The 17,604-nt window shown below is 38.8% G+C and carries 16 protein-coding genes and 1 pseudogene; all 17 read left to right on the top strand.

Annotated elements, in window-relative coordinates; genetic code table 11:
- The first annotated feature begins 813 nt into the window (after window positions 1-813).
- The 17 genes and pseudogenes from BCY91_RS02200 to BCY91_RS02125 all read left to right on the top strand — a co-directional run bounded on the left by BCY91_RS02200 (window position 814) and on the right by BCY91_RS02125 (window position 17,590).
- The gene (locus BCY91_RS02200; RefSeq protein ID WP_120180363.1) at window positions 814-1,146 is read left to right on the top strand and encodes a nucleotidyltransferase family protein; all 333 of its coding nucleotides are present in this window, start codon (window positions 814-816) and stop codon (window positions 1,144-1,146) included.
- Window positions 1,092-1,508 carry an HI0074 family nucleotidyltransferase substrate-binding subunit gene (locus BCY91_RS02195; RefSeq protein WP_120180362.1) on the top strand — a complete coding sequence of 139 codons (417 nt, stop codon included), beginning with the start codon at window positions 1,092-1,094 and terminating at the stop codon, window positions 1,506-1,508. Before BCY91_RS02200 ends, BCY91_RS02195 begins: the two co-directional genes overlap by 55 nt.
- Window positions 1,509-1,537: 29 nt before the next feature.
- Window positions 1,538-4,039 carry an SLBB domain-containing protein gene (locus tag BCY91_RS02190; RefSeq protein ID WP_120180361.1) on the top strand — a complete coding sequence of 834 codons (2,502 nt, stop codon included), beginning with the start codon at window positions 1,538-1,540 and terminating at the stop codon, window positions 4,037-4,039.
- Between the two features lie 604 nt (window positions 4,040-4,643).
- A complete protein-coding gene (locus BCY91_RS02185) occupies window positions 4,644-5,759 on the top strand; it encodes a Wzz/FepE/Etk N-terminal domain-containing protein (RefSeq protein WP_245988980.1) in 1,116 nt (371 codons plus the stop codon).
- Window positions 5,749-7,023 carry a nucleotide sugar dehydrogenase gene (locus BCY91_RS02180; RefSeq protein ID WP_120180360.1) on the top strand — a complete coding sequence of 425 codons (1,275 nt, stop codon included), beginning with the start codon at window positions 5,749-5,751 and terminating at the stop codon, window positions 7,021-7,023. The genes BCY91_RS02185 and BCY91_RS02180 overlap by 11 nt, the downstream gene beginning before the upstream one ends.
- A gap of 3 nt (window positions 7,024-7,026) precedes the next feature.
- Complete coding sequence (locus tag BCY91_RS02175) at window positions 7,027-7,728, top strand: CatB-related O-acetyltransferase (protein WP_120180359.1); 702 nt, start codon at window positions 7,027-7,029, stop codon at window positions 7,726-7,728.
- A pseudogene (locus BCY91_RS18025) lies at window positions 7,697-8,473 on the top strand (oligosaccharide flippase family protein); the annotation flags it as partial. The gene BCY91_RS02175 and the pseudogene BCY91_RS18025, both read left to right, overlap by 32 nt.
- Before the next feature lie 30 nt (window positions 8,474-8,503).
- Window positions 8,504-8,935 carry a hypothetical protein gene (locus BCY91_RS17815; protein WP_245988979.1) on the top strand — a complete coding sequence of 144 codons (432 nt, stop codon included), beginning with the start codon at window positions 8,504-8,506 and terminating at the stop codon, window positions 8,933-8,935.
- Window positions 8,936-9,459: 524 nt separating this feature from the next.
- A complete protein-coding gene (locus BCY91_RS02165) occupies window positions 9,460-10,170 on the top strand; it encodes a hypothetical protein (RefSeq protein WP_182995283.1) in 711 nt (236 codons plus the stop codon).
- The gene (locus tag BCY91_RS02160) at window positions 10,163-11,311 is read left to right on the top strand and encodes a glycosyltransferase (RefSeq protein WP_120180356.1); all 1,149 of its coding nucleotides are present in this window, start codon (window positions 10,163-10,165) and stop codon (window positions 11,309-11,311) included. Before BCY91_RS02165 ends, BCY91_RS02160 begins: the two co-directional genes overlap by 8 nt.
- A 38-nt stretch (window positions 11,312-11,349) precedes the next feature.
- The gene (locus BCY91_RS02155) at window positions 11,350-12,465 is read left to right on the top strand and encodes a glycosyltransferase family 4 protein (protein WP_120180355.1); all 1,116 of its coding nucleotides are present in this window, start codon (window positions 11,350-11,352) and stop codon (window positions 12,463-12,465) included.
- A gap of 3 nt (window positions 12,466-12,468) precedes the next feature.
- Window positions 12,469-13,599, top strand: a complete 1,131-nt coding sequence (locus BCY91_RS02150; RefSeq protein WP_120180354.1) for an N-acetyl sugar amidotransferase — start codon at window positions 12,469-12,471, stop codon at window positions 13,597-13,599.
- Window positions 13,596-14,210 (top strand): imidazole glycerol phosphate synthase subunit HisH, encoded by a 615-nt coding sequence (gene hisH / locus BCY91_RS02145; RefSeq protein WP_120180353.1) that lies wholly within the window; start codon window positions 13,596-13,598, stop codon window positions 14,208-14,210. The genes BCY91_RS02150 and hisH overlap by 4 nt, the downstream gene beginning before the upstream one ends.
- On the top strand, window positions 14,210-14,980 hold the full coding sequence (locus BCY91_RS02140) for an AglZ/HisF2 family acetamidino modification protein (RefSeq protein WP_120180352.1): 771 nt from the start codon (window positions 14,210-14,212) through the stop codon (window positions 14,978-14,980). The genes hisH and BCY91_RS02140 overlap by 1 nt, the downstream gene beginning before the upstream one ends.
- 23 nt (window positions 14,981-15,003) lie before the next feature.
- Window positions 15,004-16,041, top strand: a complete 1,038-nt coding sequence (locus BCY91_RS02135; RefSeq protein ID WP_120180351.1) for a polysaccharide biosynthesis protein — start codon at window positions 15,004-15,006, stop codon at window positions 16,039-16,041.
- A complete protein-coding gene (locus tag BCY91_RS02130; protein WP_120180350.1) occupies window positions 16,041-16,472 on the top strand; it encodes a WxcM-like domain-containing protein in 432 nt (143 codons plus the stop codon). Before BCY91_RS02135 ends, BCY91_RS02130 begins: the two co-directional genes overlap by 1 nt.
- The gene (locus BCY91_RS02125; protein ID WP_120180349.1) at window positions 16,469-17,590 is read left to right on the top strand and encodes a polysaccharide biosynthesis C-terminal domain-containing protein; all 1,122 of its coding nucleotides are present in this window, start codon (window positions 16,469-16,471) and stop codon (window positions 17,588-17,590) included. Before BCY91_RS02130 ends, BCY91_RS02125 begins: the two co-directional genes overlap by 4 nt.
- The last annotated feature ends 14 nt before the right edge of the window (window positions 17,591-17,604 follow it).

Genomic DNA, 17,604 nt, shown 5'->3' with positions numbered 1-17,604 from the left:
CAACCGCTTTCCAAATGCACAAGCCTAAGCCACGCGGTTTCGCGATGACGGCGTTAAAGGAGGTGTTCGTTATAAAACCCTCAGTGTCCCACGCGATAAGCCCGGCGTTCCGAGTTTTGGCAGTGTAGCCCGGGAAATCTTTTGCAGAAACATTAATGCTTGCACTAACGTGAGCAAACCGACGAGTGTTGCAGAAACTCTGTTAAAGCACAACCGTTCGCACGGCTTCGGTTTGCGCTCAAAGATTTCCCGCAGGCGCAACAAACAAAATGAGGTCAGCCTTGACCTTTGGTCCTTTGCGTCAAGGAAAAATGCGTAGCATTCTTGAGGGCAAAAGAAAATAATAAAAACTACCGAAAAAAGGACTAGCTCTAGTGGCGATGAACGAAAAAAACTAGGCATGCCACGCCAATGAGCGTCGGAAACGCGAGTGTTGAACTAACACAGTGAGAATAGGCTTACCTTAGTGTTTTTCCAGCACATTTTATTGGAGCATGATATTGCACCAGATGTAGCGTAGTTAAATAATGTTTTATAGGGACTTTATAGAGGTTTTCTAGGGACTTCCTAGGGAGATACTTGAAAATATTTCGGATAAAAACCGGATTATATATTTAAAAGACATCTATATAACTTAGTGTATTTAAGCATTTTAAAAATTGTATTTCGTTGTTATGTAAATCATTTTGCCTTATTCATTTCTGGTACCGTAGCACTCAACATTATCCCGACCGCAAGTCAAACCCACTTTCGCTCTCAAAAAAGCCCACAAAAAATCCTATTTTTACACCCTAGAGACCCTTAAACCACCAAATGACCGACTATCTAAAAATTGTAAAAGAAATAATACTGAAAAGAGTACCTTTGCGGGATTATTCCGTTTTCTTGTTCGGGAGCAGGGCGAGGGCGACAAATCATGACAAGTCGGATATTGATGTTGGGGTATGGGGAAACGCACCTTTATCCAAATTTTTAAAGTCCGACCTGCAAGACGAACTCGACGAAAGTATCGTTCCGTATAAGATTGACGTAATAGATTTTTACAAAGCTAGCGACGAATTTAAAGCGCAGGCTTTACAAAAAATTGAGATATGGAGTTTGAGCAAAGATTCGAAGTTGAACAGCGAAGCCTCACCAAAGCTTTAAATACGTTTGAAAAGGTCTTAGCGCTACATGATCATAATTATTCGGCTGTTGAGTTGGACGCCATTAAAAACGGGAAAATCCAAAAGTTTGAATACTGTGCGGAATTAGCTTGGAAAACGGCAAAAATCTATCTCGAAATAAAAACAGGTAATATGGCCATGTCGCCCAAAGCGGTTTATAAAAGTTTATTTTTAAACGGTTTAATTGATGAAGGCCATTATAAATTGCTTTTTGCCACTGTTGAAGATCGAAATAAATTGAGCCATATTTATAAAGAGGAAATGTATGATGACGTTTATAAAAACCTAAAAACACATCTTACCGCCCTGCAAAATTTAGTGAACGTATTCAACCGGCCATAAAAATTTAAAATATAAGATCCGCATCTTACATGAACTATAAAAAATTATTCTATCTCCTAATTTTTGCCATCGGTTTAGCCGTAAATCTTCCATCTGCGAAAGCGCAAAGCATTACCCAGCAAAATTTTTCCAATGTAAGAGTCGACGAGCTTACCGACGACCAGATTCGCCAGATCATCAAGCAGGTAGAGTCTTCGGGTTTGCCCGAGTCGCAACTGGAGCAAATGGCGGCAGCACGCGGGATGCAACCTTCCGAAATTGCCAAGCTACGCGCACGTGTGGAGGCGGTGAAAGCTAAAAACTCCGCCAGCGGCGATACAGATGCCACGGTGAAAGGAAAAGACGGCAGCCGGAGCAGAAGCTTCGAAGGCGAAGTGGAAGAAATTGCCAATTCTGACGATAAGAAAACAGAAAACGAAGCAGATGCGGCGCTGCAGGCTTTAAAATCAAAAATATTCGGGAAAGAGCTTTTCGCCAACGCCTCTACCACTTTTGAGCCTAACCTGCGCTTAGCAACACCTTTAAATTACGTAATTGGTACCACAGACCAGCTTTTGATAGATATTTATGGCTATTCGGAAGCTAATTACAAACTTACGGTTAGTCCCGAAGGAACCATCAACATCCCTTATGCCGGCATCATCACCGTTGGAGGCTTAACGGTTGAGGCCGCTACCGCGCGCATCAGAAGTAAGCTAAGCCCTATTTATAGTGGCTTAAATTCTGGCAACACCAAACTCAGTGTTACCATCGGCAATATCCGCAGCATTAAAGTGATCCTTACGGGTGAGGTAATGAAGCCCGGCACTTATACCCTGCCCTCTTTAGCCACACTTTTTAATGCGCTCTATTCATCTGGGGGTCCTACCGACAATGGTTCTTTCCGTAACATCGAGGTGATCCGAAATGGTAAAAAGGTGGGCACTTTGGACGTGTACGATTTTCTGTTACGCGGCGATTTAAAAAACAACATCCGCCTGCAGGACCAAGATTTAATACGCGTGCCGGTTTACCAAAAGCGCGTAGAAATTGTGGGCGAGGTGAAACGCCCGGCTATTTTTGAGATGAAGAGCAATGAAACTTTTAAAGATTTATTGGCTTTCGCCGGAGGATTTACCGAACGCGCCTACAAAGCACGCGTAAAAGTTTTGGGCAATACAGATACCGAGCGTAAAATCTCTGACATCTTAGCTAAAGACTTTGACAGCTATGTTCCTCAAAGTGGCGATAAATATTTTGTGAACGAGATTTTAGACCGTTTTGAAAACCGTGTGACCATTGAGGGCGCGGTATTCCGCCCAGGCCAGTACGAGTTGGAGCCGGGCATGAGCCTAAAAACCTTAATTCAGAAAGCCGAGGGTTTAAAAGAGGATGCTTTTACCAACCGCGCTTACATTACCCGTTTAACGGATGATTTAAATACCGAGCTAATTCCATTTGACGCCCGTAAAATCATGAACGGCACGGTAGCGGATATTCCGCTAAAACGCGAGGATGTTATCTCTATTTCTTCCATTTTTGACTTACGCGAAGAATATAAAGTGACCATCAACGGCGAAGTACGCAGACCTGGCGAATTCGGCTTTTCGGAAAATATGAGCTTAGGCGAACTGATTTTGAAGGCCGGAGGTTTCAGCGAGTCGGCTACGCCACAACGTATCGAAATTTCGCGCAGGGTAAAAAATTCTGATGCCACCTCGGCCTCTGCACGTACTGCAGAAGTTTTCCAAGTAGATGCCGACCGTAATTTGAGTTTAGAAGCCTCTAAGTTTATTTTAGAGCCTTTTGATATTGTTACCGTGCGCAGCTCGCCGGGTTACGAAACCCAAAAGCAGGTAAAAATAGAAGGCGAAGTACTGTATCCTGGCTATTACACCATTACCAAAAAGGACGAACGCATTTCGGATTTAATTAAACGCGCCGGAGGCTTAACCGCTTTGTCTTTTACAGATGGCGCCTCGCTAAAACGTGCAGGTAATTTCGACAGCCAGCTGGAGCAAGAAAAAGAAAACCAAAAAGTACAGCAGTTCCGCAGGATCCAAAAAAATGCGAAAGACAGTACTGCTTTGGATGTAGAAAATTTGGCGGTTAGAAATAACTTTGTCGGGATTGATTTAACGCGCATCCTAGAAAAACCTGGTACTAAAAAAGATTTATTCTTAGAAAACGGGGATATCATCAACGTACCGCGCCAATTGCAAACAGTGAAAGTAAGCGGGGAAGTGCTGTCGCCGAATACCGTTATATTTGATAAAAATAAAGGTTTCAAATCTTACATCGCAAATGCCGGAGGGTTTTCGCAGAACGCTTTAAAACGTCGATCTTACATCATTTATGCCAATGGATCAGTCCGTAGCACCAAGAAATTTCTATTTTTCAATAATTACCCTATCGTAAGGTCCGGAGCAGAAATATTTGTGCCTAAGCAGGAGGAAAGACGAAGGTTAACGCCTACCGAAACTGTGGGAATTATATCAGGCCTAGCCTCTTTCGGCGCAATTGTTTTAGGAGTAATGAATTTGTTGAAGTAGTAGGGAGTATAGAGTAGTGAGTATTGGGTAGTGAGTGGTGAATAGAGAGGAGTAAATCTTGAGTAGCAAGTATCAAGAGGGTTTGAATTTGGTTTTGAAAGGTGGTATAGAGTAGTGGGTATAGAGTAGTGAGTAGTGACTCTTGAATAGCGGACTAGGATTTTTGACCGTTGACTTTGCCCTTTTGAATTTCCATCGCGATTATCCCAGTGGCTGGGGCAGGGGGTGGTTCGAAGACAGTGAGGTATTAGAACGGTTTAAGTTTTTACTTGTCCCCTTTAAACTAAGCCCTCACGTCATGTCGATTGCAGAGAGACATCGCACACGCTCGGTTTAGAGTAGATGGTTTAAGGCTTATGGTATAAGGCGACAGGATTAGGGAGGGAATAACGGAATGAAGGAATATTATTAGCGCAAGTATTTCTAACTTGTCACGTCACACGAGCTGGGGTTTTAGGCGGTGGCTTAATGCTACAGAATAATTCCGGAATAAAGAAATGGAATGATGAGCGTAGAGTTTTGATTTTTGAATTCGAAAGCTTTTTAACTTTTTCCTTTTGAATTTGAAAGTTTTGAATTTTGATTATTTACCTTTGCCTTTAATTTGAACACTACAGATAACAACCCAGAAAACGCCCACATCGGCAACAGCTACCGCAGAGAGGATGTAGATGATGAAATCTCTTTAAAAGAGTTGATTCTAAAGCTACAGGAGTGGTGGCGCTATCTGATGGGCAAATGGAAAGTCATTCTACTGGCCGGCATCATCGGGGGCTTGCTCGGTTTAGGCTATTCTTTAATTAAAAAGCCCATCTACACCGCCGAAACCACTTTTGTATTAGAAGAGGGCGAAAGCGGAGGTGGCTTAGGCCAATATGCGGGTTTAGCTTCTATGGTCGGTATAGACTTAGGCGGTGGCGGCGGAGGCATCTTCAAAGGAGATAATATTTTGGAGCTTTATAAATCGCGCCGGATGATCCAAAAGACCTTGTTAGCCAAAGATACTTTTAACGGTAAACAGCAGCAATTGATTGAACGCTATATCGACTTCAATAAAATGCGCGAGAGCTGGGAAGATAAACCAGAACTAGTTAATATACATTTTACAGATAATCCTAAGAACTTCAGTCGTATCCAGGATTCGCTCATCAATAAGTTTACAAAAGATATTAACGACAATATTTTAGAAGTCACAAAGCCTGATAAAAAGCTTTCGATTATTTCTGTTAAAGTGAAATCGAAAGACGAGTTGTTCTCTAAGTCTTTTGCAGACAATATCGTTGCCAAAGTAAATGCTTTCTACGTATCTACGAAAACAAAGAAATCGCTAGAAAATCTAACGGTATTACAAAACCAAGCGGATAGCGTAAAAGCGGTATTGAATGCAAGTATCGGTGGCGTGGCAGCGGCAGTGGATGCCAACCCCAATTTAAACCCAGCGTTTCAAAGGTTGAGGGTAGGTTCGCAACGTAAGCAGGTGGATGTGCAGGCGAGCGCTGCGGTTTACCAAGAAATCATTAAAAATCTGGAATTGGCGAAGATCAATTTCAGGAATGATAAACCGCTCATACAAGTGATCGATGAGCCTAGACTGCCATTAAAGAAGGAACCTTTAGGAAAGGCGAAAGGGATTGTTTTGGGAGGGGTGATATTGGGGTTTCTGATGATTGCTTTTCTGAGTCTCAAAAAAACTTATAATCAAATATTGAGTGAAACATAAAATTGCTGTAATCGGACTTGGGTACGTTGGCTTGCCCTTGGCAGTAGAATTTGCTAAAAAATATTCCGTAATCGGGTTTGATATAGATGATACACGAGTTGAAGAACTCCGTTCTGGAATAGATCGGACAAAAGAGGCTGACTCGGAAATGCTGAGAAAGGTATTAGCTAGCGGAGAGGAAAATGGTCTTACGTTTTCATCTAAACCCGAGGAATTAGTTCATGCCAATGTATTTATCGTAACCGTACCTACGCCCATCAACCAGTTCAAAGCTCCAGATCTGACTCCTTTAGTCAACGCATCGCAAATGATCGGTAAAATTCTCAAAAAAGGAGATATCGTAGTTTATGAATCGACCGTATACCCGGGATGCACCGAGGAGGAATGCGTCCCTGTTTTAGAGCGCTACTCCGGGCTTAAATTCAATGTTGATTTCTATTGCGGTTATTCACCAGAGCGGATTAATCCGGGGGACAAGGTCAATACATTAACTAAAATAAAAAAAGTCACATCGGGTTCAAATAAGGAAGTCGCAGAACTCGTCGATCAATTATACAAAAGTATTATTACTGCGGGAACACATAAGGCTCCGAACATGAAGGTGGCCGAAGCAAGCAAAGCTATAGAGAATGCCCAGCGCGACGTAAATATTTCATTCGTAAACGAACTTGCGTTAATTTTTGACCGAATAGGCATCGACACTACCGATGTAATAGAGGCGGCAGCTACCAAATGGAATTTTTTGAAATATCAGCCCGGGCTTGTTGGTGGACATTGCATCGGGGTAGATCCCTATTATTTAGCGCACAAAGCGCAATCGCTCGGTTACCATCCCCAAGTTATCCTCTCGGGAAGACGGGTAAATGATAATATGGGCATGTTTGTGGCAAACAAAGTAATCAAATTGATGATTAATAAGGGCCATAAAATACAGGGTTCGAAAGCGTTGATTTTGGGTGTAACCTTTAAAGAAAATTGCCCTGACATCCGTAACTCTCGCGTTGTCGATATATACCAAGAATTGATACAATTTGGATTAAGCGTCGACGTTTGTGATCCACATGCAGATGCAGAGCAAGTAAAAAAGGACTATGGTATTTCATTAACGGAATGTAATAATAAATGTTATGATGCAATTATACTTGCCGTTTCGCACAGTGAATTTTTAGATTTAGAACTCAAGAAAATGATGAGGGGGAAAAATACGGTTATTTTTGATACTAAAGCCGTTTTGAAAAGAGATTTTATTGACGGCAGATTATAAACGATGTTAAAAAAGGTATTAGCCAATATTGTCTTTTCAGCAATTCTTAACTTTTTCACTAGAATAAGTTGTTTTTACAGCGTCAGATTGAACCCGAAGACATTTCTTTATCTATTGTTTTCCAAGAAAAAAGATGTCTTTCTGCGTGACGCCATAATAGGGAGCGGTGTACAGCTCGACTCAGGGTGTTCTTTTTTTAATAAGCCTGAAGTTTTTGGGAATGTTAGAATTGGTCGCTATACAAGTATCAGTGGCCCATCAACAAGAATTTGTGCTGAAATTAACGAAGTCAGAATAGGATCTTTCTGTTCTATTGCTTCAGGCGTAATTATTCAAGAGTTTTATCATTCCTACCAAAGAACGACAAGCTATAGTATATTGTCTAAATTTTTTAAAAATTCTACCTCTAAAAATTCAGATAAGATTTCAAAAGGCTCAGTCCTCATTGAGGATGATGTTTGGATTGGCTCTAATGCGGTCATTCTCTCCGGTGTGACGATAGGTCGAGGGGCGATAATTGGAGCGGGGTCTATCGTAACCAAAGATGTTAAAAAGTATACCATCGTGGCGGGCAATCCAGCAAAGGAGGTAAAGATTAGGTTTTCAGGCAATACTGTTATGGAACTAGAAGAGTCTAAATGGTGGACTTGGAGCGCAGAAAAGATAATTCAAAATGAGATTTTTTTCACGCGAGCTAGATTTTAGTTATCAAAGTAAGACGTGGTTTTACGTTGGGACTACACTTGCGCAGACTCTAACAATATTTACGAGCTTCTACATTCTAAAATTATTCTCTCCATCTGACTTTGGAACTTTCAATTTTTTTATCTCCATAGGGTCTTTTGTTGGGTCGTTCACGACCTTAAAATATGAGCTTTCCATCACTGTATCAGAAACCAAATCTGAGATGTACCAAAAAGCCTTTTTCACGATTTTTTTAAGTATTTTCCTTAATTCATTGGCGTTAATTCCAATCTATCTCTTTGCAAATTTAGACTCGAGATTGCTTTTGTTCGTTTATTCATTAGCAGTCACTGTATCAGTTAATGCGTGCTTACAACAAATCTTTTTGTATAAAAGTTATCACACTTTCTCGGGAGCTTTTCCATTCGTTGGTGCTCTTGTCAATTTAGCGATAATAATGACTTTTTTGAATACACCGAACATACTTATCGTAGCCTACACGACTTCGCTTACCTTAACAGGTTTACTTTTTCTCTTAATAGTAATTTTTAAATCGAGAATTAGAGATCGCAATATATTCAGAAGTTTCAAGAATGTTTTCTATGATAACATATCTTATCCGTTATACATTTTGCCAAGTTCTTTGGCCAGCATAATATTGACATATTGCCATCCAATTCTTTTGACTTACCTATATGGCGAGCATCAGGTGGGCTTGTTCTCATTTTCTCTTCGTATATTAATGATACCATCAATAATAATTGGTTCCGTTATCTCGGGTTTACTTCGCGCGGAAATGGCAAAATCCTTTTATCAGACGGACATGGTTGCGATTCGTCATAAAACATTATCTACTATTAAAATTTTGGGTTTATCGACCATTATCTTGTTCCCGTGTATTGTTTTTGGTATCTTCAATCTAAAGTATTTTACAAGTTTCCAGAAATGGAACGGCGTTGAAAGTGTCGCAATTTGTTTAACACCGTATGCAGTAAGTCAGCTGTTTTATCTTCCCTTAAGTAATGTAGCCTTAGTATTAGATAAGAAAAAAATTCTGCTATTCCTCAGCCTGATTCAACTTTGTCTGACTCTTTTTATGTATTGGATTGCCCACTATTTTGATTTTTCCTTTAAGATATTTTTAGGGATGTTATCAGGTTCTTTCGCGTTATTTACCATATTTGCATGTAGAAAATTTTATTTAATCACTTTACAAGTTGGCAAATGAAAAATCTTATTTTCATTTTACTGTACGCGTTCCTGTATCAGATTATCCACGTAGAATACCTTGTAAAGACTTTTGGGTATATGGGTTATCATGCGTATCCAATTAGTTTATTTACCTATATCTCTACTGTCTCTATACTCGTCGCTCCCATGCTGGTTAAACCAAAAAAAATATTTTTTCTGGAGATTAACTTTACAATATTTTATTTGCTATTTTATATTCCGGTAATTATAACCTTCGCAAACCACTATCACAAAAGTTTTGATGTAGTTGTAAATCAACTTCTACTTTTGCTTGGCTTTTTAATAATATTTTTATTGCCGAAAGTTAGATTATTTAAACCAGTACTTTTAAAATTTAGGCTGTTAGATTTTAAGTATTACCTGTTGTCTATTACGCTGGTTATAGTATATCTATATTTTAAATTTAGAGAAACTTATAGCATTGTTAGTTTCGAACAGGTTTATGAACAGCGGTTTTCAACACAGAACAACTCATTATTAGACGGATACTTGATTTTGTGGATGACATATTTACTTGGCCCATTTATCATAGTAAAAGGGCTCGTGAGAAAAAATAAGTATTGGGTCCTATTCGGTTTTTTCTCGGTCATTTTTATTTACGGTATTAACGCCAACAAAATTTCTCTTTTTATTCCTATGTTTATGATTTTGATTTTTTATTTAAAAAAGTGGGGAAAAGACATTTTAACAAGTTGCACATTTCTGTTTTCAATATTGATTACCAGCCTTTTCTGGCTTTCTGACTACATCAGTACAATCGCATCGGTTGTATTGATGAGGACTTTTGGCATCGCGGGTTTATTAACATATCAATACAACGAATTTTTCAGTTCCAATGCAAAAACATTTTTTACACAAATAAATATCATAAATTTTTTAAGTGGAAATTCTTATCCCTATCCTCGCGCTTTAGGATATATGGTAGGCGCCGATTATAGCACAAACGAAAATTACAATGCAAATGCAAATTTTATAGCTACGGATGGAATTGCAAGTTTAGGAGCAGTCGGCATCATCATTATATCCATAATTGTGGGATTATATTTTGCATTTGTGCGATCGCAAGTTACGATGAAAAATCAGCTCATTGTTGGGCTTATGTATGTTCCGTTCTGCTTTATCGTGTTAAATGTCAGTTTTTTTACCTCGCTACTCAGTGGAGGTTTTTGTTTTTTAAACATGTACTTTTTTTTAAAAGAAGCGAATGGGTAAAATGTCTCGTGAGCAACATCCATTGAAGATAGCAATTGTGACAAACGTAGTCCCAAAATATCGAGAAGGATTTTATAAACGTTTGTTCAATGAAAAAAATCTGAAAATTGATGTATACTGCCAATCGGAAATACCGAGAACTGGGCTTCGTACAATAAAGGGATATGAACAGATAAAGACTGTTTCTTTTTGGGGTATAAGTAAAGAAGTTTTCGTATGGCAGTTTTTGCCATTTCTAAAAATTTTCAAAAAGTACGATTTAGTGTTCGTAGATGGCAACCCAAGATATGCCTCTCATTTTATATTGGCTACTTTGTTGAGGCTGTTAAATAAAAAGGTTGTATTATGGACGATGGCTCACTCATTCAATGCAAAACCTCTGTTTGAAAAAATAAGGTTAGCCTGGACAAGATGCTTTAATAACGTATTTGTATATAATGATTTTGAGGCGCGTGTTTTAAAAAAGCAGTGGCCCAAACATAATATTATAGGAATGAATAATGGTTTAGATCAAGAAGAAATCGATAGCATCATTTCTCGTTGGAATAAGGGTAAATTGTCTTATTGGCAGATTAAAAATGGTTTAGAGGCCAAGCTGGTTGTACTAAGCTGTGCAAGGCTGACAAAAAAAAACCAGTTAGACTTGTTCTTGAACTCACTTCCTGACATCGTTACTCAAATTCCCAGCATTATTTGGTGCATTATTGGCTCTGGGGAGGAACATCAACATTTGGAAAATATGGTAAAGACCTTGGGAATGAACAATCACGTGCGTCTAATTGGCGATTTATATGATGAGCAAGCCCTAGCTCCCTGGTTTTTAAGCTCAAGATTGATGATACATCCCGCTTCAATTGGGCTTTCATTACTTCACGCCTTTGCATATGGAGTACCAGTTTTAACTAATGATGATTTTAAAAGGCACGGACCCGAAATTGTCGCGTTAGAAGATGGCAAAAATGGACTCTTGTTTCGCGAAGGAGATGCCACGCATCTTAAAGAAAAAGTCGTATCCTTTTTTAGCAATGAAAGTGTTGAAGCAAATATGCGATTAGCTGCAAAATTCTCAGCACAGCATAAATTTAACACAGGTATAATGGCAGATAATTTTTTGAGAATGGTCACTATAACGATGCAGTGAAAAAATTTTTGTGAAGCCTTACACTATAAAACAGATAAATGAAAAACCGAATTTTAATTATTGCCCCTTTACCACCACCTATGACTGGGAATTCTTTACCGGTCAAAATTTTATACGATAATTTAAAGCAAGAAAATGACGTCGAAGTAATAAACTTAAGTAAAAGCAGCTATAGTGCAGGTATAAACTCTCTATCTCGTATTATCCAGATCTTTAAAATCTTCGGGCAAGTTTATCGCAAAGGAAGGAATAAAGATCTTATATATTTTACGATATCTGAGTCTTTTGCAGGCAATCTAAAGGATATCCTGCTTTATCTTTTGTTAAAACGCAAACTGAAGGTTACAGTTATTCATATGTTTGGCGGCGCAGGAATGAAAAGGATTTTAGATAAGAAAAGTGGATTGCAGTTCTATTTAAATAGTTTCTTCTTAAACAGGTTGCGAGCCATAATTGTAGAAGGGCAAACTCAAGCAGATTTTTTCGCAAAAGTAGTCGATCCAAGAAAAATACATGTAGTGAATAACTTCGCAGAGAATTATTTATTCAACACGAAATCCGCCATATCTGCGAAATTTCAAGAAGATTGTCCAATTCGTGTTTTGTTTATTAGCAATTTCATTTACGGTAAGGGGTATAAAGAGATTGTTGAAGCTTATGCTTTACTTGATAAGGAGCAACAGAGAAAAACTGCAATTGACTTTGCTGGGGGGTTTGGCAGTATCGAAAGCAAAAAAATATTTTTAAATAGTATTAAGAATTTTGAAAATCTTCACTATCATGGCTTGGTTAGTGGCAATGAAAAGCAGCAGCTCTATCATAAAGCTCACGTATTTTGTCTGCCTACCTATTACCCTTATGAAGGCCAGCCATTTTGCATTTTAGAAGCTTATGCGTCGGGCTGCGTTCTTGTCACAACAAATCACAGCGGAATAAAAGATGTGTTTCAAGATAAAAAAAATGGGTTTGAAGCAAGGAAGATGGATGTCGAATCTTTGAAAAATATTTTCGAGATTATCAGTAACTCAAAAAATCTCTTCGAAATAGCAAATTCAAACTACGAGTATGCGTGTAAGCATTATCGTTCCGAAAGGTTTGTAGGTGCTATGAGAACAATTTTCGGTTCAATTATCGAATCTAGAACAAAGTTATAACATATGTACCAAATCTGCACAAAAACAATAATGGATACTACAGACCCCAATATCGTTTTCAACGATAAAGGAGAAAGTGACTATTATACAAACTATATTGAAAACATAGTGCCGAATTGGCATACCGATGAAAGAGGTTTTTCGGCTTTAATGGCGGAGGCAGAAAAGATTAAAGCTGACGGCAAGGGGCGCGATTTTGACTGCATCATTGGACTTAGTGGAGGATTAGATAGCTCTTATGCTGCTTATGTAGCCAAAGAAGTGATGGGTTTACGACCATTAATTTTTCATGTTGATGCAGGTTGGAATACAGATAAGGCGGTAGGAAACATTGAGAAATTAGTCAATGGCCTAAATTTAGATTTGTACACCGAAGTGATCAACTGGCAAGAGATGAAAGATTTACAACTTGCTTTTCTAAAATCTCAAATTGCAGACCAAGATTTGCCACAAGATTATGCCTTTTTCTCCGCTTTATACAAATTCGCAAAAAAACATAAGATAAAATATGTGTTAACTGGCGGCAACTACTCTACAGAGTGTTGCCGAGAACCCGAAGAGTGGGGGGGCTTTCCCGGCATAGATACACTTCTTGTGAAGGATATCCATGCCAAATTTGGACAAAGGCCACTAAAAACGTTTCCCTTGGTTGATATTTTGAGCTACAAAATTTATTACAGATATGTTTTGGGGATGAAGGTTTTTAAACCTTTAAATCTGGTTCCATATATTAAAAAAGATGTAGAGAAATTTCTATTTGAAAAATACGGCTGGGAAAGCTTCCAACACAAACATCACGAATCGCGCTTTACCCGTTTCTATGAAGACTATTGGTTGCCCAGGAAGTTTGGATTTGAAAAGCGAAGGGCTCACTTCTCCAGCTTGATTTTAACAGGTCAAATGACCCGCGAGGAAGCTTTGGAACGGATATCCAGACCAGAACTTTCAGAAGATTTTTTACAGAAAGAATTTGAGTATGTGGCAGACAAATTAGATTTGAGAAAGGAAGAGCTACAAGCTATTTTTGAAGGAAAGAATAGAACTTATAAAGATTATAAAAACAAAATGGGCATTATAAAAGCTGGCTCTAAAGCAATGACCATATTGGGTTTAGAAAAAAGATTGTTCAGATGATCACCATAATTGACTACGGGGTAGGCAATATCTTTGCATTTCAAAATGTTTATAAGCGCCTTAGTATTCCTACGCGTATCGCCAAAGGCATCGAAGACTTAACAAGCGTTGAGAAGTTAATACTGCCAGGGGTGGGTTCTTTTGATTATGCAATGACGCGCTTAAATGAGTCGGGCATGCGAGAACGTTTAGATGATTTGGTTTTAAACGAGAAAAAGCCGGTAATTGGCATCTGCGTAGGCATGCAGATGATGAGCAATGGGAGCGAAGAAGGAAAATTAAATGGCTTACGATGGATTGATGGGCAAGTCAAAAGATTCGACGAATCAACGATACAGCAGATCACTAAACTTCCTCATATGGGTTGGAATGATGTTAAACCTACAACTTCGCACCCTTTATTTGAAGGTTTGGAGCAAGATGCAATTTTTTATTTTTTGCATAGCTATTATTTCCATTGCCATCTTGCCGAAAACAGCATTGCCGAATCTGACTATGGAATCCGGTTTACCGCTGCCATAAACCGGGAAAATATTTATGGCATTCAGTTTCACCCAGAAAAAAGCCACTCATATGGAGAAAGGCTTTTACACAATTTTGCCAAGATATAATGTTGCGACCGAGAATTATCCCTAGTCTTTTAGTGCACGATGGTGGTTTAGTGAAAACCGTTAACTTCAAAAACGGCAAGTACGTGGGCGATCCTATTAATGCAGTGAAAATTTTTAATGAAAAGGAGGTTGATGAATTAGCTGTATTCGACATTGATGCCACTGTTTTAAATAAAGAACCTGATTATTCATTGATTGAGAAATTAGCAAATCAATCAAGAATGCCACTTTGTTATGGTGGTGGAGTAAAGACAGTTGAACAGGCGCAACGTATATTCGGCCTAGGGATTGAGAAAATTGCGGTAAGCAGTGCCGTTATTGAACAACCTCAATTGATTTCCGAAATAGCCCAGCGTGTAGGTAACCAAAGCGTGATCATAGTTTTAGACGTAAAGAAAAAGCTGTTTGGAGGCTACGAAATATACACGCATAACGGTAAAAAAAGTACAGGTTTAAATCCATTAAAATTTGTAGAAGAGGCCCAAAACCTTGGTGCCGGAGAAATAGTCATCAATTCGATAGACCAAGACGGCGCAATGAAAGGCTACGATATGCCGTTAATTGATAAAATTCGAGAAAAAATTACGGTGCCTATCACCGTTCTGGGTGGCGCAGGCTCTTTGGACGATATAGCAAAAGTGATAAATAAACACGGTGTTATAGGCGTAGCAGCCGGAAGCCTCTTCGTATTTAAAGGTGTTTATAAAGCAGTGTTAATCAACTATCCGACTAGGGCAGAAAAAGACACGCTAATCAAAAACAACGTCTAGAGTAATTTTTATAAATAAAAATCATGTTAATCAAAAACAAAACTCTACTTATAACAGGCGGTACCGGATCATTCGGTTCGGCAGTGTTACACCGCTTTTTACATACCGATCATTTTAAAGAAATACGCATATTTTCTAGAGACGAGAAAAAACAAGATGATATGCGTAACGCCTTGAAAAACGAGAAGCTGAAATTTTATATTGGGGATGTTAGAGATATCAATAGCGTTAACCGGGCGATGCAGGGAGTAGATTACGTGTTTCATGCCGCTGCATTAAAGCAAGTTCCTTCTTGCGAATTTTTTCCGATAGAAGCTACAAAAACCAATGTGTTTGGTACACAAAACGTCATTGATTCGGCAATGGCAAATAAAGTAAACAAGGTTATTTGCCTAAGTACAGATAAAGCCGCCTACCCTATTAATGCCATGGGAATTTCTAAAGCCTTGATGGAAAAAGTAGCCATCGCGGCATCCAGAAATTCGACAGAAACCACCGTCTGCTTAACGCGCTATGGCAACGTAATGGCCTCAAGAGGCTCCGTAATTCCTTTGTTTTTAAAGCAAATAAAAAGTAAGCAGCCTTTAACCATTACAGATCCCAACATGACGCGCTTTTTAATGTCTTTAGAAGATGCCGTTGATTTAGTGCTTTTTGCTTTTGAACATGGCAACCCTGGTGATCTGTTTGTAAATAAAGCTCCTGCTGGTACTATTGGAGATTTAGCACAAGCACTTCAAGAACTTTGCGGGGTGAAAAGCGAAGTGAAAATTATCGGAACACGCCATGGAGAAAAGCTTTATGAAACACTCTGTACACGCGAAGAAATGGTGAAAGCACAAGATATGGGTGAGTTTTACAGAATTCCTGCGGATAATCGTAACCTAAATTATGCACAATATTTCTCTGAAGGAGAAACGGACATTGCAACCATAGAAGACTACCATTCGCATAATACCGAACAACAAGGTGTAGCAGGAATGAAAAAATTGCTTTCGAATCTTCCTTTAATCAAGAAAGAAGTTTTTGGGGATTTAAGCGTAGTTCAATATCCAGGCTAATGCTTAACCGTCCGAAAGTTATAAATGGCGGTAGCCATACCGATGTAAGAGGAACACTCGGTTTCGTTAATGATTTTGACATGGCAGAGGTCAAACGATTTTACAAAATATCGCATCCGGACACCACAGTTGTAAGAGCTTGGAGAGCTCATAAAATTGAGCAACGCTGGTTTCATGCAACGCAAGGCGCTTTTGAAATAAAATTAGTTGAAATTGATAATTGGGATAATCCAAACCCTCATCTTAAGCAACATCATTTTGATCTCTCTGCGAAAGAAAACACCGTATTGCATGTGCCAAAGGGATATGCGAGCAGTTTGCGGGCACTGGAACCGAACTCAACATTATTGATATTTGCGGATAGCAAGATAGACGAGGTTGTTAAAGATGATTACCTTTTTGCAACCGATTATTTTATCGAATTGAAATGAAAATCAAAATAGGTATAACCGGTCAGGCAGGTTTTATAGGTCAACATCTATACAATACGCTGGGTCTCTTTCCCGAAGAATTTGAGCGTATAAACTTTGAAAAAGATTTTTTTGATTCAGTGGAAAAGTTAGGCGCTTTTGTGAGCAAGTGTGATGTAGTGGTTCATTTAGCAGCAATGAACCGCCATAACGACCCGGAAGTGATCTATAACACCAATTTGCGATTGGTTAAAAAACTGATAAAGGCACTTGAAGCAACTAATAGCAAGCCGCATATTTTGTTTTCATCCTCATCGCAAGAAGAAAAAGACAATTTGTACGGCAAAAGCAAAAAGGAAGGCAGACAATTGCTGGCAGAATGGGCCAAGAGAAATGATGCTCGATTCTCGGGATTTATTATACCTAATGTTTTTGGTCCCTTCGGTCATCCCTATTACAATTCCTTTATCGCTACATTTTCGCATCAGCTTACACATAAGGAGCAGCCTAAAATAGAGGTTGATGGAAATGTGAAATTAATTTATGTAGGAGAGCTGATAAATACTTTTTTAGATGAAATTAGGAATTATACAAAAAAGACTTTAACAAGCGTTGGGCATACGCACGAAGAAAAGGTTTCTGTAGTTTTAAAGCTACTTCAAAAATATAAGACAGATTATTTTGAGAAAGGAATTATCCCAGATTTGAATTCTAAGTTCGAACTAAATCTTTTTAACACATTTAGAAGTTATATCGATATTAAGCATCGTAACCCTGTTAAATTGGTAGAGCATGCAGACGATAGAGGGGCTTTTGTAGAGATTATTCGTTTGAACGTTGGCGGGCAGGTTTCATTTTCAACCACGCGTCCCGGCGTCACTCGTGGCAATCATTACCATACCAGAAAAATAGAGCGTTTTGCTGTGATCAAAGGAAAGGCGCTGATTCAGTTAAGGAAAGTTAATAGTGATGAAGTGTTAGATTTTTATTTGGATGGTGACGAACCTGCCTATGTGGACATGCCAATTTGGTACACGCATAATATCAAAAATGTGGGTGATGAAGATTTGTACACTAATTTTTGGATAAACGAATTCTATGACCCTGCTGATCCAGATACGTTTTTTGAAAAAGTTTAATGGTCCAAACAGCT

The sequence above is a fragment of the Pelobium manganitolerans genome, from assembly GCF_003609575.1.
Lineage (GTDB): Bacteria > Bacteroidota > Bacteroidia > Sphingobacteriales > Sphingobacteriaceae > Pseudopedobacter > Pseudopedobacter manganitolerans.
The sequence above is the reverse complement of the archived record's forward strand: the minus strand, read 5'-3'. Positions and strand labels throughout refer to the sequence as shown.